Origin of the sequence: Pseudomonas sp. Ant30-3, from assembly GCF_000690905.1 — a bacterium.
Lineage (GTDB): Bacteria > Pseudomonadota > Gammaproteobacteria > Pseudomonadales > Pseudomonadaceae > Aquipseudomonas.
On sequence record NZ_JMCL01000088.1, the window covers coordinates 1 to 18,776 of the forward strand.

Annotated in this window: 15 protein-coding genes; 3 read left to right on the plus strand and 12 right to left on the minus strand. The window is 59.8% G+C overall.

Features of this window, described 5'->3' with window-relative positions; all coding sequences use genetic code 11:
• Nucleotides 1-145: 145 nt before the first annotated feature.
• On the minus strand, nucleotides 146-1,420 hold the full coding sequence (locus DU29_RS0120805; RefSeq protein WP_028623418.1) for an Hsp70 family protein: 1,275 nt from the start codon (nucleotides 1,418-1,420) through the stop codon (nucleotides 146-148).
• A 297-nt stretch (nucleotides 1,421-1,717) separates the two neighbouring features.
• Here DU29_RS0120805 and DU29_RS0120810 point away from each other — a divergent pair, with 297 nt between their 5' ends.
• Nucleotides 1,718-2,668, plus strand: coding sequence for a DnaJ C-terminal domain-containing protein (locus DU29_RS0120810; protein WP_028623419.1), 951 nt, complete (start codon nucleotides 1,718-1,720; stop codon nucleotides 2,666-2,668).
• 23 nt (nucleotides 2,669-2,691) lie between these two features.
• Nucleotides 2,692-3,000, plus strand: a complete 309-nt coding sequence (locus tag DU29_RS0120815; RefSeq protein WP_028623420.1) for a chaperone modulator CbpM — start codon at nucleotides 2,692-2,694, stop codon at nucleotides 2,998-3,000.
• Nucleotides 3,001-3,020: 20 nt separating this feature from the next.
• Here DU29_RS0120815 and DU29_RS0120820 read toward each other — a convergent pair whose 3' ends face one another.
• The gene (locus tag DU29_RS0120820; RefSeq protein WP_028623421.1) at nucleotides 3,021-4,148 is read right to left on the minus strand and encodes a sensor histidine kinase; all 1,128 of its coding nucleotides are present in this window, start codon (nucleotides 4,146-4,148) and stop codon (nucleotides 3,021-3,023) included.
• 238 nt (nucleotides 4,149-4,386) lie between these two features.
• Here DU29_RS0120820 and DU29_RS0120825 point away from each other — a divergent pair, with 238 nt between their 5' ends.
• Nucleotides 4,387-9,486, plus strand: coding sequence for an NEL-type E3 ubiquitin ligase domain-containing protein (locus DU29_RS0120825; RefSeq protein ID WP_028623422.1), 5,100 nt, complete (start codon nucleotides 4,387-4,389; stop codon nucleotides 9,484-9,486).
• 75 nt (nucleotides 9,487-9,561) lie between these two features.
• Here the strand turns inward: DU29_RS0120825 and ureC are convergent, their stop codons facing one another.
• From ureC to urtB, 10 genes are all read right to left on the minus strand, one after another.
• Complete coding sequence (gene ureC, locus DU29_RS0120830; protein ID WP_028623423.1) at nucleotides 9,562-11,262, minus strand: urease subunit alpha; 1,701 nt, start codon at nucleotides 11,260-11,262, stop codon at nucleotides 9,562-9,564.
• A gap of 295 nt (nucleotides 11,263-11,557) precedes the next feature.
• Nucleotides 11,558-11,866, minus strand: a complete 309-nt coding sequence (locus tag DU29_RS0120835; RefSeq protein ID WP_028623424.1) for an urease subunit beta — start codon at nucleotides 11,864-11,866, stop codon at nucleotides 11,558-11,560.
• Complete coding sequence (locus tag DU29_RS0120840; RefSeq protein WP_028623425.1) at nucleotides 11,866-12,399, minus strand: GNAT family N-acetyltransferase; 534 nt, start codon at nucleotides 12,397-12,399, stop codon at nucleotides 11,866-11,868. Before DU29_RS0120840 ends, DU29_RS0120835 begins: the two co-directional genes overlap by 1 nt.
• Nucleotides 12,400-12,405: 6 nt before the next feature.
• Nucleotides 12,406-12,939 (minus strand): GNAT family N-acetyltransferase, encoded by a 534-nt coding sequence (locus DU29_RS0120845; protein WP_028623426.1) that lies wholly within the window; start codon nucleotides 12,937-12,939, stop codon nucleotides 12,406-12,408.
• Nucleotides 12,940-12,948: 9 nt separating this feature from the next.
• Nucleotides 12,949-13,251, minus strand: a complete 303-nt coding sequence (locus DU29_RS0120850) for an urease subunit gamma (RefSeq protein WP_028623427.1) — start codon at nucleotides 13,249-13,251, stop codon at nucleotides 12,949-12,951.
• Between the two features lie 162 nt (nucleotides 13,252-13,413).
• Nucleotides 13,414-14,253, minus strand: coding sequence for an urease accessory protein UreD (locus tag DU29_RS0120855; RefSeq protein WP_028623428.1), 840 nt, complete (start codon nucleotides 14,251-14,253; stop codon nucleotides 13,414-13,416).
• 17 nt (nucleotides 14,254-14,270) lie between these two features.
• Nucleotides 14,271-14,969, minus strand: a complete 699-nt coding sequence (gene urtE / locus DU29_RS0120860; protein WP_028623429.1) for an urea ABC transporter ATP-binding subunit UrtE — start codon at nucleotides 14,967-14,969, stop codon at nucleotides 14,271-14,273.
• Nucleotides 14,970-15,152: 183 nt separating this feature from the next.
• Nucleotides 15,153-16,028, minus strand: a complete 876-nt coding sequence (urtD, locus tag DU29_RS0120865) for an urea ABC transporter ATP-binding protein UrtD (protein WP_028623430.1) — start codon at nucleotides 16,026-16,028, stop codon at nucleotides 15,153-15,155.
• Nucleotides 16,025-17,104 carry an urea ABC transporter permease subunit UrtC gene (gene urtC / locus DU29_RS0120870; RefSeq protein ID WP_028623431.1) on the minus strand — a complete coding sequence of 360 codons (1,080 nt, stop codon included), beginning with the start codon at nucleotides 17,102-17,104 and terminating at the stop codon, nucleotides 16,025-16,027. The genes urtD and urtC overlap by 4 nt, the downstream gene beginning before the upstream one ends.
• Entirely contained in the window at nucleotides 17,104-18,606 is a 1,503-nt protein-coding gene (gene urtB, locus DU29_RS0120875; protein ID WP_028623432.1) for an urea ABC transporter permease subunit UrtB, read from the minus strand. The genes urtC and urtB overlap by 1 nt, the downstream gene beginning before the upstream one ends.
• Nucleotides 18,607-18,776: the final 170 nt, after the last annotated feature.

Sequence of the window (18,776 nt, forward strand, 5' to 3'; positions counted from 1 at the left end):
CGAGGGGATTTATCCCCGTCGGACTGCAAAGCAGTCCCTGCATTTCTTCAGGATTACTGAGTGAATGGTTTTAGGACTGCTGCGCAGTCCAACGGGGATAAATCCCCTCGCCACAAGGGATCCCCGTTACTACAGGGTGTTGGTGTCAATCCATCGGGCCGTAACGCTTGGCGGCTTCAATCGCCAAACCGCTGCCGATGCTGCCAAAGATGTTGCCTTCCACATGCCGCGCGTTCGGCAACATCGCCGAGACACTGTTGCGCAGTGCCGGAATCCCGCTCGAACCACCGGTAAAGAACACCGTGTCGACCTGATCCACGCGCACATTGGCGTCGGTCAGCAACCGGGTCACGCTGTTGCGCACGCGCTCCAGCAGGTTGTCGATGGCCGACTCGAACAGCGCCCGGCTCAGCTCCACGCTCAGCCCCGGCTCGATGCGGTCCAGCGGCACGTGGCGACTGTCGGCGTGGGTCAGCTGGATCTTGGTTTCTTCCACTTCCATGGCCAGCCAGTGCCCGGCGCGTTGCTCGATCAACTTGAACAGACGGTCGATGCCGCCGGTGTCTTCGATGTCGTAGCGCATGCTGCCCAAGGCCAGGGTCGATTTCTGCGAGTACACCGAGTTGATGGTGTGCCAGGTCGCCAGGTTCATGTGGTGGCTGGTCGGCATGTACGCGCCGCTCTTCATCCGGCTGCCATAACCGAACAGCGGCATCAGGCCTTGCAGGCTCAATTGCTTGTCGAAATCGGTACCGCCGATGTGTACGCCGCCGGTGGCGAGGATGTCGTCATGACGGTTGTCATAGTGGCGCCGCTCGGGCGACAGCCGCACCAGGGAAAAGTCGGAGGTACCGCCGCCAATGTCGACGATCAGCACCAGCTCTTCTTTCTCAATGGTCGACTCGTAGTCGAAGGCCGCTGCGATCGGTTCGTACTGGAATGACACGTCCTTGAAACCGATGGCACGGGCCACATCGACCAAGGTGTTCTCGGCTTCCTGGTCGGCCATTTCATCGTCGTCGACGAAAAACACCGGGCGGCCCAACACCACTTCCTCGAACTCGCGACCGGCCGCAGTTTCGGCACGCAGCTTCAACTGGCCGATAAACAACCCGAGCAGATCCTTGAACGGCATGGCTGTGCCGAGGACGCTGGTGTCGTGCTTGATCAGTTTGGAACCCAGCAGGCTCTTGAGCGAGCGCATCAGCCGGCCTTCGTAGCCTTCCAGGTATTCGTGCAGCGCCAGGCGGCCGTACACCGGGCGGCGTTCTTCCATGTTGAAGAAGACCACAGATGGCAGAGTGATCTTGTCGTCCTCCAGCGCGATCAGCGTTTCCATGCCGGGGCGCAGCCAGCCGACGGTGGAGTTGGATGTGCCGAAGTCGATACCGCAGGCACGGGCTGGAGATGCGTTCTTCATGTCTTTCGGGTTCCGGTTAAAAAACGGCCGCGCAGTGTATGTCAGTGCGGCACAGATTCGAAGGCCGACTATCCGCTAAATCACTGACAAGCGCCTTGATAAGATGGCCGGATGCCCCAAACTTGTCTGCATTGGCTCTGGCAGCCATCGGGCGGTCGCAAGAACCGCCCGCCGCTGCCGATAAACTTCTGCTGCGCCGCCCGGTCACACCCTTGAGATCGGTCAATCCAGACACCGCCAAACAAGAGCATGCTGTACCTGGCTGCGCGATTTCGATAATGGATGGTGATTCCCACGATGGACTTCAAAGACTATTACAAGATTCTCGGTGTGGAACCGACCGCGGACGATAAGACCATCAAGGCCGCTTATCGCAAACTCGCGCGCAAGTACCACCCCGATGTCAGCAAGGAAAAAGACGCCGAGTCCAAATTCAAGGACGCGTCGGAAGCCTATGAGGCGCTGAAAAGTGCCGACAAGCGCGCCGAATATGACGACCTGCGCAAGTATGGTCAGCATGGCCAGCCGTTTCAGGGCCCGCCCGGGTGGCAAGGTCGCGGTGCAGGCGGATTCGGTGGTGGTCAGGACACGGGCGATTTTTCGGACTTTTTCAGTTCGATCTTCGGCAGCCGTGGGCCGGGCTTCAATGGTGGTGGAGAGTCGCGTCGCAGCACCGGACGTAGAGGGCAAGACGTGGAAATGGAATTAGCGGTTTTTCTCGAAGAGACTCTGGCGAACGAATCCAAGAAGGTTACGTTCCAGGTGCCGCAGTACAACGCTGCCGGCCAGCATGTGAGCAACACCACCAAAAGCCTCAACGTGAAGATTCCGGCCGGCGTGACCGACGGCGAGCGCATCCGCCTCAAGGGGCAGGGTGCGCCCGGCATTGGTGGCGGGGCGAACGGCGATTTGTACCTGATTATCCGTTTCGCGCCGCATCCCAAGTTCGACGTCGAAGGCGAAAACCTGATCATCACCTTGCCGCTGGCGCCGTGGGAATTGGCCCTGGGCGCTGAAGTGGCGGTGCCGACGCTGACCGGCAAGATCAACCTCAAGGTGCCGGCCGGCAGCCAGAATGGCCAGCGTATGCGCGCCAAAGGTCACGGCTTGCTGAACAAAGCGGGCGAACGTGGCTACCTGTTCGTGCAGCTCAAGGCCGTCATGCCGAAAACTGCAGACGATGAGGTCAAGGCGTTATGGCAGGAGCTGGCCCGCAAAGCCGCGTTCAATCCGCGGGAAAATTTCTGATCGAAGACACGGAGTAGCCCGTTATGAGCAACCCCCTGATCGTTCAACTGGACATGGCAGAGTTCTGCGAGGCGTCGGATCTGTCGGACGTTTACGTGATCGAAATCGTCGAACACGGGATTCTGGAGCCGCAGGGCACAGAGCCCAAGGATTGGCGTTTTAACGATTTGGAGCTGGCGCTGGCCAAGCGTGCCGCCAAGTTGCGGCACGACCTGGAGCTGGAATGGGAAGGGGTTGCGCTCGCGCTTGATCTGCTCGAAGAGGTTCAGCAGCTGCGGGCCGAAAACAGCATGCTCAAGCAGCGGTTGGGGCGGTTGGTGGTGGATCTGTAATTCCTGCGGGCGTTTGTTGTTCAGATTCTGCGGGGCAATATCACTGTAAACAGCGTGCCATCGGTCTCGTTCGAGCTCACGGCGATCGAGCCTTTGTGCGCGTTGACCACTTCCTTGACGATAAACAGACCCAGACCCAAACTGGTGGACGGTTGTCCCGGCTCTTCATCCGCGCTGCGCACCAGCGGATCGAAAATCGTGCCAATGGCTTCTTCGGGGATGGGGGTGCCGAAGTTGTGCACCTCGAGACGAACCGTGTCGGCCTCACCGGTCAGCGTCAGCGTTACCTCGCGTTTGCTCGCACCGTGCTGCAAGGCATTGCCGATCAGGTTCTGCAGCAACTGGCTGAGCCGTCCGTCATCCCAAACGCCTCGGGTGTCGCCGTGCACGGTCAGCGTCGGATCACACTCGGGGTTGCCGGCGCAGGCTTCGGCAATCGCCGCATGCGCGGTGTCGGCCAGGTCCATCGGTAAAGGCTGGATCGGCAAACTCTTGCCCAGACGACTGCGCACCAGCTCCAGCAAATCACCCACCATCACCGCCATGTGCCGCGCACCGCGCTTGATGTTGATCGCGCAAGCGAGCGCATCGTCTTCGAGCGTGATTTTGCGCATGAGCAATTCGGTGGACATGCTGACTGCTTGCAGCGGCGCACGAAGATCGTGGCCGAGGATGGCCAGAAAAATGTCGCGGGAATGATTGACCTGTTCAGCATAGGCAGCCGTCGATTCGGCGAGGGCTTCGTCAATCGCTTCGTTGAAACGAATCATGTCCTGAAAATAGGCCATGTCCGGAGATTTCAGGTCATCAACCCACAGGCGAATCACGCAGGCACGCAAATGGCGGAATTCGCTGGTCATCTGCACCAGATCGAAGCCCACGGTGTGTCGCAGCTCACCATGGCTGGCACTGGCTTCATACAGACTTGGGGTTTTTTCGACGCCTTCGCCTTTGGCTTTGGCGAGTTGCTCGCTGGCCGTTTGCGCGGTGTTCATGTCCCGCGCGGCCGCCAGCAAAATGGCTTTGGCGTGATCGCGCAGGGCCTCACGATCCATGGTGTCTGCCGCCGGGGTGATGGTTTTGGCGAATTGCTCCCATTCATCGACGATACGGTCTACGTGTTGCCGGATGAAATCGGGAAGGCGCATGGGAGTTCCTGAGCATGCTGAATGTCGCACATGGTAGCTCCTTTGGCCCGGAAAAAAACCTCCGGCGAGCGGGCGGCATACTCAACAAGATTCAGTGCGGTACAGATATATATTCATCCGCCTGTTTCTCGAAACGTGCAGGCGTTTTATGTGGGTTGCATGAGCAGTTATTCGCGCTTTTGTTTTGGTGGACTTTGAATAGGCTAGGTCTTCAACTAACCACCCCAAGGTATATCCAGTGTCTGAAGTGCAAGGAAGCAACTCGACCGACATTTTGTCCGAGCGCCCTATCGACAAAAGTATTCACGAACATCGCGTTATCAGCGTCATTCCCGCTGCGATAAAAAATGCATCGCCTGCCATGCTTGAACCCGTGCTGAAGCTCAACGCCACGACGCCTGATTGGTACAGCAAAGCCTCAGCCACAGACAAGCAGAACCTCAAGGTGTTGATCGACGACCACTGGCGATTGCAGGGGGAGATAAACACAGCCCTGCTTGACCTGCAAAGTGACATTGATGTTTTTGCCAAGCCGTTACTGGCAGCCTCGTTAAAGGAAAACTTCAATATTGTTGAAGACTCCGAAACGTTGTCTTTGAAGTTGTATGTTCCGGACACGATTATTTTTGGCCTGGATACCGGCGCCAATCACATGCGGCACAGTTCATTGCTTGCCGCAGCGCTGCACAACTTCGAAGAACCGGAGACCGAAGCAGATGCGTTCAGAAGCGGGTCAGGGGTATTTCGTAATGACGCGCAAGGCAATCCCCTGCGCATCGACGAAATCACCCCGCAACGGTTTGCCGGTATTTGCCGCGAGCTCGACATCGGCAAGCAATATCAAACGCACATCAAAGCGCAGTTGCAGCCGCAGGATCCCGCTGCCCAACGCGCTTTGCAGGCGTGCTCGATCGCCAGTGAGAAAGCCGCGTTCAGAATGGCTGCACTCATTGCTCGTCTGAAAGGCGATGTCAGCGCTTCTGGCTACGATTGCCTTCGCGAAGTCGTCGAAGGTAAATCGGAGCTGACCTTGTCCGGGCGTCCGCTGCTCAACCATCGTTTGTCGTTGATGGGTTTCAAGATGAGCGGGATTGTTTTGTTCAGTGCCGTGAGTGAACCGTCGGAGGTCAAAAAAGCTATCGAAGCACTGACGCCCCAGGGCCTGAAGTTCTGGCTCGACTGGTCCCGTCGCCTGCCGTTCTTGCCCGGCGACAAATATTCGCAATTCAAATTTCTTCAAAATTTCTTTGCCAATGGCCCTCAGGGCGTCGTCGAAGACATGTTGCGCAAGGACGATATCTATCAACAGACTCGCCTGAGCGGTTCCTTGATCGCCTACATACCCGATGATCCGGACCAACCGCTGAAAGAGTACGCCTCGTTGGCGGACTTCATGAAAACCTTGCTCAGCCAGTTGCGCACCCCGCAGTATCAGGAATTCTTCAGCCGCTTCGTCGAGCAGAAGGACAAAGGGCGATTTTTCTCCCGGGTCAACGAGCGCTTGAAGACTTTCACCTGGCAGCAGCGCGAACCGCTGGATATGGGGCCGTGGTGGCGCGAAACCGTGATCGAAAACCCTAATGCCGAACCGATCACCAACATTCTTGAAGGTGACCTGTGGCGCACGCTGTTCCTGCTGCGACGTGGCAAGGCCATCGCCGATGCCCGACGCATTGCGGTGCCTACCGGCGATGAAGACGCAGCCACCCGCTGGAAGCGCCTGACCAGTGTGCTGGAGATCGGCTGGAACATATTCAACTTCGGCGCGATGCTGGTGCCCGGTCTGGGTGAGGCAATGCTGGGCATCATGGTCGGGCAAATGCTCGCGGAGCTGGCCGAAGGCGTCGAGGACTGGAGCAACGGCGATAAAGAACAAGCGTCGGCGTACTTCACGGGCGTGTTGATCAACTTCGCTCAACTGGCGCTGATGGGGGCGGGGCACGTGCTGCCGGAGAAGGTCGTGCCGATCAAGCCGTCGCCGTTTGTGGAGCAGCTCAAACCGGTGCAGATTAACGGTGAAGAGCGGCTGTGGAATCCCGACCTCAAAGCTTACGAGCATGCCACCGTGCTGCCCGAAACCGCCCAGGCGAATCGCCTGGGAATTTATCAACACGAGGGGCGGGATGTATTGCCGCTGGATGACAAACATTATGCGGTCAGCCACGACATAGAGTCTGGGCAGCATCGCTTGCAACATCCGACCCGACCGGGTGCCTATCAGCCCGTTGTCGAGCACAACGGTGCGGGGGCCTGGAAAACCGAAGTCGACCAGCCGCTGACCTGGGACAAGGCACGTCTGGCCCAACGCTTCAATGCCTGCGCTGAGCCATGGCCCGCCGAAACGCAGGAGCAGATCCATACGGTGGCCGGTGTTTCGGAAGACGTTCTGCGTCGTCTGCATGTGGAACTTGAAAGGCCACCCGTCATGCTGGCCGATACGGCCAAGCGTTTCCGTCTATATGCGCAAGCCGGCGAAGTCAGCGAGCAGATATTGGCCGGCCAGCCACCCGAAACGCTGATGGACGAAATAACCAGCCTGATGACCGATTTGTCTCGCTGGCCGCAAAACAGGGCCGTCGAAATTTTCGAAGGGGCTGAGTTGAGCGGCGATTCAACCGTCATTGGCAACATTGACGCCGCGCCCGCAGACCGCATCACGCTGACCCGAAGCGAATTTTGCGCCGGTGAGTTGCCGCGTAAGACGCTGGACACTTTGACTGAAAAAGAAATTCATGACTTGCTCGGTCAGGCAATCTCCACTGACAAACAGGCGCGCATCCAGGCATTGAAAGAGCGGCTGGCCAACGACGCCGTGAAACACCGCAAGCGCCTGTTCGAGTCCTTATACCAACAGCAGGAGGCCTCCAGCAGGACAACACATCATCGTCTGGCCGCTGCCTATCCCGAACTTCCTGAAGCCGTCGTGCAACGGCTGATGGAAGACGCTACTCCGGCTGATCTCGAGCATCTGCAACAAAAGTCGAGCCTTCCCCTGCGCATGCACGAGCAGGCTCGCAAGGCTCAACAGCAAGTGCGCGTGAGTCGTGCCTATGAAGGGCTATATCTTGAAAATCTGGAAAATAACGACACGCGCAGGCTGGAGCTGGCGTCGTTGGCCAACTTGCCAGGCTGGTCGAACGACGTCCGAATCGAAGTGCGGGCGTTTTCTTTCACCGGGGAACTGAAAGCCAGTGTGGGCCCGGAAAACGCGACTGTCCGCAAAGTGCTGGTGCTTGAAGACGAGGGCAGCTATCAGGCGCGCGATGAGTCGAACCAGCATTTGCACGGTTCTGACGATTTTTACGCGTCGCTGTTGCGGGCGTTGCCAGACGACGAGCGCAGTGCGCTGGGGTACGACATCTACGAAGGCGAGCGGCTCAGGCTCGATCTGCAACGTTCGCCCCTTGAACGGGAGCGGTTCGAAGCGATTCTGGATGAGCATCCGGATCGAAAGCCGGCCTATGTCCCTGACAAGATGCGCCTTCGAGGCGGAATGCAGGGGTATCGACAACTGGTCGACGAGCCTATGCTCAGGCAGCGGGTCCGAGCCCTATATCCGGCTTTCTCCGATGAGGAGGTCAGCTCGTTGATCAGTGGGTTCGGCGACGAGGCGCACGCGCGCGTGGCGGCCCTGCAAACCGAGTTCAACGAGTTGAACCGTTCGCTGCAGCGATGGATGAATTCTCCGACCATCTCCTTCCGCTTCAGCCCTGCGGGCGTGGCTGAGTGGCAGTCGCGAGATCGACTTTACAGATTGATCAGGCAGTGTTGGCAGAGGACAGGGCCGGCAGGGGTCGATGCACCAGGCATCATTGGCGCGCAAAGCCTGATCCTGGATGGCCTGCCTATGAGCCGGCACCTTGCCAGTTTCCCCAAGCTTGCCGCCAACTTTGACCATGTGACGAGTTTGAGCATACGTGACGGTAATCTGCTGAGTAGCCAGGTGCAGTTTCTTGAGCCGTTCCGCAACCTGCGCTCGCTGGACCTTGGGCATAATCTGTTGACGGGCGTGCCGCCGATCATTGGCAACCTGCCCCATCTGAACGAATTGATGCTGGGCTACAACCACATCATGCTGACGCCGCAAGCGGTTACACGCCTGCGCGGGCTGACGCGCATGAGAGCCATGGGCTTGCAACGAAACCCCTTGGGGCTCGTGCCTGATATCAGCCAAATGCCTGAGCTCCAACTGATCAATCTCGAGCAGACAGGCATTAATCGTTGGCCTCCCGGGCTGTTCGGCCAGTCGCGGTCACGGCATATCAGCGTGATTCTTCGCGACAACCGCCTGACCGAAATTCCAGAGGTTGCCCCTGGCTCCTTTCGCGCAGAGTTGCTCGCCCGCACCATCGTCAGTCGCGAAGCCGAGTGGATGCCGGTCGATGTTCTGGAGCAGCTGCGGCTTTATACCGAGTCGGTCGGCCTGGACCCGGACCGCTCTTACCCTCCGCTGGGACTGGTGGACAGCCTGAACTGGGGGGAGGGCATGAGTGAGGAAGTGCTCAAGGAAAAGATACCGATTTGGGACAATCTTGAGGATGAGTTCAACTCTGAGGCGTTCTTCAATGAAATCCGGATGCTGACTCAATCTGCCGATTTCATGGCGAGTGATGTGAGCTACCGGGCCGCATTGACCGCCAAGGTGTGGCGAATGCTCGAAGCCATGAGCGAAAACGCCGAACTGCGCGAGCAGCTGTTTGCAGAGGCGGTTGTGCCTTCCGAATGCGGCGACGGCGGGGTGCAGTTGTTCAACGCTCTAGGCGTCAAGGTCTTGGTGCACGAGGCCTACGCGCTGCAGAATCCAGCACTCGTCGAAGCACAGCTGGTGGAACTCGCCAGAGGCAAGTCGCGCCTGAATGAGCTGGGCGCCATCGCCCGCAGCCGCGTTTCCGATCGAATTGCACAGGGCGAAACGTTCAGGCGAGTTGCCGCCAACGGTGACGTCACCGGCAACATTGACGAAGTGGAGGTGCATCTGGCGTATATGACTGAGCTCGCCGAGCGTCTCGATTTGCCTTGGCAGGCGCGGGGCATGCTCTTCAGAAACATGGCTCGGGTGACTCATGAGATGATTGACGCGGCCGAGGCAAGGGTGCTGGCGCTAGAGGCTGGCGACTTGCTGGTGGACCGGATACTTGAGCAGCCTTTCTGGCAGACCTACCTGGAAAACGCCTATCGCCAGGAATTCAACGACCTGGCTCTCAGGATGGAAGGCGAGGATGAAATGGCGCAGTTCACGGCTATCAAAACGCTGGAGAAAACCCTGACGAAGCAAGCCATCGAGCGTGCGAAGCTGCAGCGAACCGAAGTGCCGTTTACGGTGCAGTCGGTGGATTGATTTCTGTTTGGAGCGGCCCCGAAGGCGACAGTGCTTTCGGGGCTTTTTTTTGCCTGTTCCAGCGGTTTCCAGAGGTCAGAACAGGAAATAACGCTGCGCCATGGGCAGCACGTCGGCGGGTTCGCACCACAGTAAAACCCCGTCGGCTTTGACCTGGTACGTCTGTGGATCGACGTCGATGTCTGGCAAATAGTCGTTGTGAATCAGATCGGTTTTCTGCACGTCACGGCAGCCTTTGACCACGGCGATTTTCTTCTTCAACCCCAACGTTTCCGGCAGCCCTGCCTCCCGCGCGGCCTGACTGATGAAGGTCAGGCTGGTGGCATGCAGCGAGCCGCCGTAACTGGCGAACATCGGGCGATAGTGCACCGGTTGCGGCGTCGGGATCGAGGCGTTGGCGTCACCCATCAGGCTTGCGGCAATGGCGCCGCCCTTGAGGATCAGCGTCGGTTTGACACCGAAGAACGCTGGGCGCCAGAGCACCAGATCGGCCCACTTGCCCACTTCCACCGAGCCGACTTCATGGCTGATGCCGTGGGTGATTGCCGGGTTGATGGTGTATTTGGCGATGTAGCGTTTCGCGCGAAAGTTGTCGTTGCCCTCACCATCGCCAGGCAGCGGGCCGCGTTGTTTTTTCATTTTGTCAGCGGTCTGCCAGGTGCGCGTAATGACTTCGCCGACGCGGCCCATGGCCTGGCTGTCTGAGCTGATCATCGAGAAGGCGCCGAGGTCGTGCAGGATGTCTTCGGCGGCGATGGTTTCGCGGCGAATGCGGCTTTCGGCGAAGGCCACGTCTTCGGCAATGCTCGGGTCGAGGTGGTGACACACCATCAGCATGTCGAGGTGTTCGTCGATGGTGTTGCGGGTGAAGGGTCGGGTCGGGTTGGTCGAACTCGGCAGCACGTTGGGGAAACCGCAGGCCTTGATGATGTCGGGGGCGTGGCCGCCGCCCGCGCCTTCAGTGTGATAGGTGTGGATGGTGCGGCCCTTGAAAGCGCCGAGTGTGGTTTCGACGAAGCCGGACTCGTTGAGCGTGTCGGTGTGGATGGCGACCTGTACGTCGTACTGGTCGGCTACGTTCAGGCAGTTGTCGATGCTCGCCGGGGTGGTGCCCCAGTCCTCATGGAGCTTGAGGCCGATGGCGCCGGCCTCGACCTGTTCGATTAGCGGTCCCGGCAGGCTGGCGTTGCCTTTGCCGGTGAGACCAATGTTCATCGGGAAGGCATCAGCGGCCTGAAGCATGCGCGCCAGGTGCCACGGGCCGGAGGTGCACGTGGTCGCGTTGGTGCCGGTGGCCGGGCCGGTGCCGCCGCCGATCATGGTGGTGACGCCGCTCATCAGCGCTTCTTCGATCTGCTGCGGGCAGATGAAATGAATGTGGGTGTCGATGCCGCCGGCGGTGAGGATCATGCCTTCCCCTGCGATCACTTCGGTGCCGGCGCCGATGGCGATGGTGACGTTCGGCTGCACGTCCGGATTACCCGCCTTGCCGATGCCGGCAACGCGCCCGTCCTTGAGACCGACGTCGGCTTTGACGATGCCCCAATGGTCGATGATCAGCGCGTTGGTGATCACTGTGTCGACGACGTCGGCAGCGAGGAGCTGGCTTTGCCCCTGACCGTCGCGGATGACTTTGCCGCCACCGAATTTCACTTCTTCACCGTAGGTGGTGAAGTCTTTTTCGACTTCGACCCACAGCTCCGTATCGGCCAGGCGAACCTTGTCGCCGACGGTGGGGCCGAACATGTCGGCGTAGGCTTGTCTTGAGATTTTCATGCGCATGCCTTGAGATTCAATTGTTTTTGAGACCGCTCGCGTTGCTCGCTATCGCCAGCAAGCCGGCTCCTACAGGGGATCGCATTTCACCCGCACATCAGCATTGGACTGCGATTTTGTAGGAGCCGGCTTGCTGGCGATGGGGCCATACTCTGCGTCCGCTTGTTGTGACGCGGAGCGTCACGGGATGCGTTCCCACGCGGAGTGGGACCGATCAGTCATACCCCGCACCGGCCCCGCCCTGTAGGAGCTGACTCGCGGAGCGAGGCTGCGATCTTTTGGAGCGGGGCACCTATCAATCGAGATCACCCATGATCCGCCCGGCAAACCCGAACACCCGGCGCTGCCCGGCGTAATCCACCAGTTCGACCTCACGACTCTGCCCCGGCTCGAAGCGCACGGCGGTACCGGCGGGGATGTTCAGGCGCATGCCGCGGCTGGCTGCGCGATCGAACGTCAGGGCGTCATTGGTTTCGAAAAAATGATAATGCGAGCCGACCTGGATCGGCCGGTCACCACTGTTGGCCACTTTCAGGCTTATCGTTCGGCGGCCAACGTTGAGTTCGATGTCGCCGGGCTGGATCCGGAATTCGCCGGGAATCATCAATGGGCTCCTTGCAGGATTTTGTAATAGAGCGCGGTCGGTTTGTACTGGCCGCTCGGGTCGCAGGCGTAGTCGGGAATTTCACCCGCGCGGGTGTAGCCCAAGGCCTTGTAGAAATCTTCCGCGGGTGAGCCGGCTTCGGTATCAAGAAACAGCATTCCACGTTTTTGCTGCAGCGCCGCAGTCTCAAGCGCGGTCATCAACTGCTGGCCCAATCCGCGTCGACGCGCCTGTTCACGCACCAGCAGTTTTTGCACTTCGGCGCGGTTCAACCCGTTGGGTTTGTGACACAGCGCCAGTTGCACACTCGCCTGCACCTGTTCGTCCTTGACCACCACCCACAGCAGCACGTTGCCCGTGTTGAGGTTGTCCTGGACGTCATCGAAATAGGCGCGGGCCTGAGCCGCGTCGAGATCGGCCATGAAGCCGACGCTCGCGCCATAACCGACGGCGTCGAGCAGCAGATCAATCAGGCCCTGACGATAATGCGCAAAGCTTTCAGCGTTGACACGGCGCAGTTGGGCATCGTTCATCGCACGTTACTCCTTGCTGGCGGGCGGGGGTTCGGCGCCAGGATCGAGGGTCAATTGCATGAAGGTCAGGTCAAGCCAGCGCCCGAACTTGGTGCCCACCTGGGGCATCTGTCCGGTGGTGATAAAACCGGCGCGTTCGTGCAGATGAATAGAGGCGGCGTTGCCGCTTTCAATAGCGGCGACCATCACGTGTTTGTCGCAGTGCCTGGCGCGTTCGATCAGCACGGTCATCAATTGCGGACCGAGACCGTTGCCGCGTTGATCGCTGCGCACGTACACCGAGTGTTCGACGGTGTGGCGAAAGCCGTCGAAGGGGCGCCAGTCACCAAATGAAGCGTAGCCCAACACGGCATCGTCACCGTTGACGATCACCAGAATCGGATAGCCCTGAGACTGCCGGGCGCTGAACCAGGCCTGACGGTTGCCCAGGTCAACGGCCTGTTCGTTCCAGATGGCCGTGGTGTTGAGCACGGCATCGTTGTAGATATCGCGGATCGCCGGCAGGTCGGCGTGCAGCGCATCGCGGATGTGGTAAGTCATGGCGCGGCCTCAGGCGATCGGTTGGTGGACGGTGACCAGTTTGGTGCCGTCGGGAAAAGTCGCCTCGACCTGAATCTCCGGGATCATTTCCGGGATGCCTTGCATCACCTGCTCGCGGGTCAGCAGGGTAGTGCCGAAGTGCATCAGTTGGGCGACGGTCTGACCGTCGCGAGCACCTTCGAGCAGCGCTGCGGAAATGTACGCCATCGCTTCCGGATAATTGAGTTTCACGCCGCGTGCCAAACGCCGCTCGGCAACGAGGCCGGCGGTGAATATCAGCAGCTTGTCTTTTTCGCGTGGGGTCAGGTCCATCGTTGGAATCCATATTCGGCAGTTAAAAAGGGTATTCAAATCTGAAATACATCACCCCTGTGGGAGTGAGCCTGCTCGCGATAGCGGTTAATCAGGCGGCTTCAATGTGGTGTGTGCCGACGCCATCGCGAGCAGGCTCGCTCCCACATTGGGACAGGCATTTCAGGTGCTCCATATTCTGGGTGCTACGGCTTCCCGGCCGAGTAACGCTGGCCTGAGCAAACGCCACAAATCGATCAGCCAGCCTCGCGCCAACAGCGCTTCGCTGGCCAGGCAACGGGCGACGAGCAAGCCTGGCAGCTGGGTCAGATCGCCGCGCACATCATTGTTCAGCGAGCGGCATTGCTCGAGTAAATCGGCATCAATTTCCCCCGTCACCAACAACGTTGCAAACACCGGTTGGCCATCCAGTCCGATCGGCGAATCGAGCAGACCGTCCGCCCCGACAATGCGCTGACGTTCGTGCCAGAGCAACTGGCCGTCGCGGCGGATCTGCAGGTGCGCCTGGAAATGCCCGCGATCGAAACGCTCGCCACTGGCCGGTCGACCCAGTGCCACGACGTCCCAGTAGAACAGCCGCGCGTCACCTTCCAGCTCGATGCTCGTACTGAGTTCGGCCTGAGCGGCGCTGAAGATGATCGTCTCCTGTGGCAGCCATTCCAGCGTCGCGCCTTCGGCAACTTTGAGGGTTAGTTGCTGATAGGCCGGCCCGGCCGCGCGATACCACTTGGCCGCGCCGGGGCTGGTGATTTGCGCCCAGGCTTCCGCACCGACGTGCGCCGAGATGTCCAGCCGATCGCCTCCGGCAATGCCGCCGGGCGGGTGGACGATGATGTGCTGGCAGACTTGTGGCCCTTCGGCATACAGATGTTTCTGCACGCGCAACGGGCCTTGATGCCGACGCAGGACCGGGCGCGTACTGGCGCCGAATCGGGCGTAGCCGAGCTCCAGTTCGGCGTGCCAGCTGGGGGTAAACAGGGCAGTTGAGACAGGTAAATTCATGATTTCCGTGCTGCAAATTAGATCGTGACCAGGCCGCGCACACCCTCGGCTTCCATGTTTTCGCCGCGCCCCTGCTGAACGATTTCACCCCGGGACATGACCAGGTATTGATCGGCCAGTTCTGCGGCGAAATCGTAGAACTGCTCCACCAGCAAAATAGCCATGTCACCGCGTGCTGCGAGCTTTTTGATCACCGCGCCGATTTCCTTGATCACCGACGGCTGAATGCCTTCGGTGGGCTCGTCGAGAATCAGCAGGCGTGGCCGACTGGCCAGCGCGCGACCGATCGCCAACTGCTGTTGCTGGCCACCGGACAAATCACCTCCGCGTCGCTGCTTCATTTGCAGCAACACCGGGAACAGCTCGTAGATGAATGCCGGCACTTCTTTGGCTTCGTTTCCCGGAAACCGCGACAGGCCCATCAGCAGGTTTTCTTCGACGGTCAGGCGCCCGAAGATCTCCCGGCCTTGAGGCACATAGGCAATGCCCGCGTGAACCCGCTGATGTGGCTTGAACGTAGTGATCGGCTTGCCTTCCCAATTCACTGCGCCTTCTTTGGCGGGCAGCAAACCCATCAGGCATTTGAGCAAGGTGGTTTTGCCAACGCCGTTGCGCCCGAGCAGGCACGTGACTTCGCCGACCTTCGCTTCAAACGTCAGGCCCCGCAGGATGTGGCTACCGCCGTAGTACTGATGCAGTTTGTCGACTTGCAGCATGTTCAAGTTCCTTCTGTTCCAAATCGCCTGCTTGACCTCCCTCAATCTCTTGTAGGAGCTGTCGAGTGAAACGAGGCTGCGATCTTTTGATCTTTCAGAATGTGCCTGGCGAAGATCAAAAGATCGCAGCCTCGTTTCACTCGACAGCTCCTACAGGGAAGAGTAGGGATCACAATTATTCGGCTAACGACCGAGATAAACCTCGATCACCCGCTCATTCTCCTGCACCTGCTCCAGCGAGCCTTCGGCCAGTACGCTGCCCTGGTGCAACACGGTGACGTGGTCGGCAATGGAGCCGACGAAGCCCATGTCGTGTTCCACCACCATCAGCGAATGTTTACCGGCGAGGCGTTTGAACAGCTCGGCGGTGAATTCGGTTTCCGCATCGGTCATGCCTGCCACCGGTTCATCGAGCAGCAACAGTTGCGGGTCTTGCATCAGCAGCATGCCGATCTCCAGGAACTGCTTTTGACCGTGCGACAACAAGCCTGCCGGACGATTGACCGACGTGGTCAGGCGAATCGTCTCCAGTACCTCGGCGATACGGTCTTGCTGTTCGCCACTCAACCGCGCACGCAGGCTGGCCCACACCGATTTGTCGGTCTTCTGCGCCAGCTCCAGATTTTCAAACACGCTGAGCGCTTCGAACACGGTCGGCTTCTGAAACTTGCGCCCGATCCCGGCCTGGGCGATCTGCACTTCGCTCATCAACGTCAGGTCGAGGGTTTCACCGAACCAGGCCTTGCCATGGCTGGGCCTGGTCTTGCCGGTGATCACGTCCATCAGCGTGGTCTTGCCCGCGCCGTTGGGGCCGATGATGCAGCGCAGCTCGCCGACGCCGATGTACAGGTTCAGATTGTTCAGCGCACGAAAACCGTCGAAGCTGACGCTGATGTCTTCCAGCGTCAGGATCGTGCCATGACGGGTGTCCAGACCTTTGCCAGCGCGCTGGCCGAGGCCGATGGCGTCGCGGCTGCTGCCGGCATCCTTGTTTGGATCAAGAACGCTCGGTTCGAGTACCGGTTCGAGCATGAACTCGGCGGTTGGCGTGACTCTCATTGTTCGCCCCTTTTCTTCAGCAGACCAATCACGCCCTTGGGCAGGTACAGGGTGACGATGATGAACAGCGCGCCAAGAAAAAACAGCCAGTATTCCGGGAATGCCACGGTGAACCAGCTCTTCATGCCGTTGACCACGCCGGCGCCCAACAGCGGCCCGATCAATGTGCCGCGTCCACCCAGCGCGACCCACACCGCGGCCTCGATGGAATTGGTCGGCGACATTTCACTGGGGTTGATGATGCCGACTTGCGGCACATACAGCGCCCCGGCCAGACCGCACAACACCGCGCTCAAGACCCACACGAACAGCTTGAAACCGCGCGGGTCGTAACCGCAGAACATCAAGCGATTTTCCGCATCGCGCAACGCCGTCAGCACCCGACCGAATTTGCTTTGAGCCAGCCGCCAGCCGATAAACAGGCTGGCCACCAGCAACACCACCGTGGCGAAAAACAGCACCGCGCGGGTGCCGGGCTCGGTGATGCCGAAACCGAGAATCGTGCGGAAATTGGTGAAGCCGTTGTTGCCGCCAAACCCGGTTTCGTTGCGGAAGAACAGCAGCATCCCGGCGAAGGTCAGTGCCTGGGTCATGATCGAGAAATACACGCCTTTGATCCGCGAGCGGAAGGCAAAAAAACCGAACACCAGCGCGAGCAAACCGGGCGCCAGCACCACCAGGCACATCGCCCAGAGGAAGCTGCTGGTGCCGGTCCAGTACCACGGCAATTCGGTCCACGACAAAAATGTCATGAAGGCCGGCAAACCATCGCCCGAGGCCTGGCGCATCAGGTACATGCCCATCGCGTATCCGCCGAGGGCGAAGAACAGACCGTGGCCCAGCGACAGCAAACCGGCGTAACCCCAGACCAAATCCAGCGCCAAAGCGACGATCGCGTAGCAGAGGATTTTGCCCATCAGCGTCAGCGTGTAGGCCGACACATGAAATGCGCTGTCGGCAGGTAAAAGCGAAAGCAATGGCAATGCGAGCAGCAAGACGAGAATGACGGCCCCGACTGCGATCGTGACTTTCGGGCCGGCCTTTTGAGTAGCTGTGAGCATTAGAGGCTGGTTCATTAATCAATCACCCGTCCTTTCAGTGCGAAGAGGCCTTGCGGACGTTTCTGGATGAACAGAATGATCAGCGCGAGGATCAGGATTTTGCCGAGCACCGCACCGATCTGCGGTTCGAGAATCTTGTTGGCGATGCCCAGGCCGAAGGCTGCCAGCACACTGCCCGCCAGTTGCCCGACGCCACCGAGCACCACCACCAGGAATGAGTCGATGATGTAGCTCTGGCCGAGGTCGGGGCCGACGTTACCGATCTGGCTGAGGGCAACGCCGCCGAGGCCGGCAATGCCCGAGCCGAGGCCAAAGGCGAGCATGTCGACGCGGCCGGTGGGCACGCCGCAGCACGCCGCCATGTTGCGATTCTGCGTAACTGCGCGCACGTTCAAACCCAGGCGCGTTTTGTTCAGCAGCAGCCAGGTCAGCACCACCACGAACAGCGCGAAAGCGATGATGACGATGCGGTTGTACGGCAGCACCAGATTCGGCAGCACTTGAATGCCGCCCGACAACCATGCCGGGTTAGCCACTTCAACGTTCTGCGCGCCGAACATCAGGCGCACCAGCTGAATCAGCATCAGGCTGATGCCCCAGGTGGCGAGCAACGTTTCCAGCGGGCGCCCGTAGAGGTGGCGAATGACCGTGCGCTCCAGCGCCATGCCGATGGCGGCGGTGACAAAAAACGCCACCGGCAAGGCGATCAGCGGATAGAACTCGATAGCCTGCGGGGCGTAGCGCTGGAACATCAGTTGCACGACATACGTCGAGTAGGCGCCGAGCATCAGCATCTCGCCGTGGGCCATGTTGATCACGCCGAGCAGGCCGAACGTGATCGCCAGGCCGAGGGCGGCGAGCAGCAGGATCGAGCCCAGCGACATGCCGCTGAAGGCCTGGCCGAGCATCTCGCCGATCAGCAGTTTGCGTTTGACTTGCGCGAGGCTGGTTTCGGCGGCGGTGCGCACCGTGGCGTCGCTTTCGATGCCTGGTTCGAGCAAGCCTTCGAGTCGCGTGCGTGCCAGTGGATCGCCGGTTTCGCCGAGCAGTCGCACGGCGGCGAGGCGCACGCTGGGGTCGCTGTCGACCAGCTGCAGGTTGGCCAGGGCCAGGCTAAGGGCTGACTGGACGGACTCGTCCTTCTCGTTAGCCAGTTGCAGGTCGAGGAATTTCAGCTGCGCCGGTTTGGCGCTTTTTTGCAGTTGCTGCGCAGCGCCCAAGCGGATCTTCGCGTCGGCGGCGAGCAATTGGTGACTGGCCAATGCGGTGTCGATCAGACCTCGCAGGCGGTTATTCAGGCGCAGGGTCTTCGGCTGACCGTCGACCGTCAGTACGCCTTGTTGCAGGGCGTTGATCAGTTCGATACGCGCCGGATCGGGCTGCGCGGCCCACGATTCGAGAAGCTTGGCCTGCTGCACGGGATTGGCGGCGACGAAGTCTTCGGCATCGCCGGCGTGTGCGGCCAATGGCAATAAAAGTGCTATTGCGAAGATGAAGCGGTAAAGGGCGGTGGGCATATGTATGGCCTTGCACGGACTTTATATGAAGGCTGGCTCGTGTGGCGAGGGAGCTTGCTCCCGCTCGGCTGCGTAGCAGTCGTTAAACCATTGCACCCGGTGTACCTGATACACCGCAGTCCACAGTTCGGGGTTGCTGCGCAACCCAGCGGGAGCAAGCTCCCTCGCCA

What these genes read in the sequence shown, in the direction of transcription:
- DU29_RS0120840 (WP_028623425.1), bottom strand. Translation starts at nt 12,399, where the DNA reads ATGAACGATGCCCAACTGCGCCGTGTCAACGCTGAAAGCTTTGCGCAT.
- urtC (WP_028623431.1), bottom strand. Translation starts at nt 17,104, where the DNA reads ATGAACCAGCCTCTAATGCTCACAGCTACTCAAAAGGCCGGCCCGAAA.
- urtB (WP_028623432.1), bottom strand. Translation starts at nt 18,606, where the DNA reads ATGCCCACCGCCCTTTACCGCTTCATCTTCGCAATAGCACTTTTATTG.
- DU29_RS0120835 (WP_028623424.1), bottom strand. Translation starts at nt 11,866, where the DNA reads ATGATTCCCGGCGAATTCCGGATCCAGCCCGGCGACATCGAACTCAAC.
- DU29_RS0120850 (WP_028623427.1), bottom strand. Translation starts at nt 13,251, where the DNA reads ATGGACCTGACCCCACGCGAAAAAGACAAGCTGCTGATATTCACCGCC.
- DU29_RS0120810 (WP_028623419.1), top strand. Translation starts at nt 1,718, where the DNA reads ATGGACTTCAAAGACTATTACAAGATTCTCGGTGTGGAACCGACCGCG.
- ureC (WP_028623423.1), bottom strand. Translation starts at nt 11,262, where the DNA reads ATGAAAATCTCAAGACAAGCCTACGCCGACATGTTCGGCCCCACCGTC.
- urtD (WP_028623430.1), bottom strand. Translation starts at nt 16,028, where the DNA reads ATGAGAGTCACGCCAACCGCCGAGTTCATGCTCGAACCGGTACTCGAA.
- DU29_RS0120845 (WP_028623426.1), bottom strand. Translation starts at nt 12,939, where the DNA reads ATGACTTACCACATCCGCGATGCGCTGCACGCCGACCTGCCGGCGATC.
- urtE (WP_028623429.1), bottom strand. Translation starts at nt 14,969, where the DNA reads ATGCTGCAAGTCGACAAACTGCATCAGTACTACGGCGGTAGCCACATC.
- DU29_RS0120855 (WP_028623428.1), bottom strand. Translation starts at nt 14,253, where the DNA reads ATGAATTTACCTGTCTCAACTGCCCTGTTTACCCCCAGCTGGCACGCC.
- DU29_RS0120805 (WP_028623418.1), bottom strand. Translation starts at nt 1,420, where the DNA reads ATGAAGAACGCATCTCCAGCCCGTGCCTGCGGTATCGACTTCGGCACA.
- DU29_RS0120815 (WP_028623420.1), top strand. Translation starts at nt 2,692, where the DNA reads ATGAGCAACCCCCTGATCGTTCAACTGGACATGGCAGAGTTCTGCGAG.
- DU29_RS0120820 (WP_028623421.1), bottom strand. Translation starts at nt 4,148, where the DNA reads ATGCGCCTTCCCGATTTCATCCGGCAACACGTAGACCGTATCGTCGAT.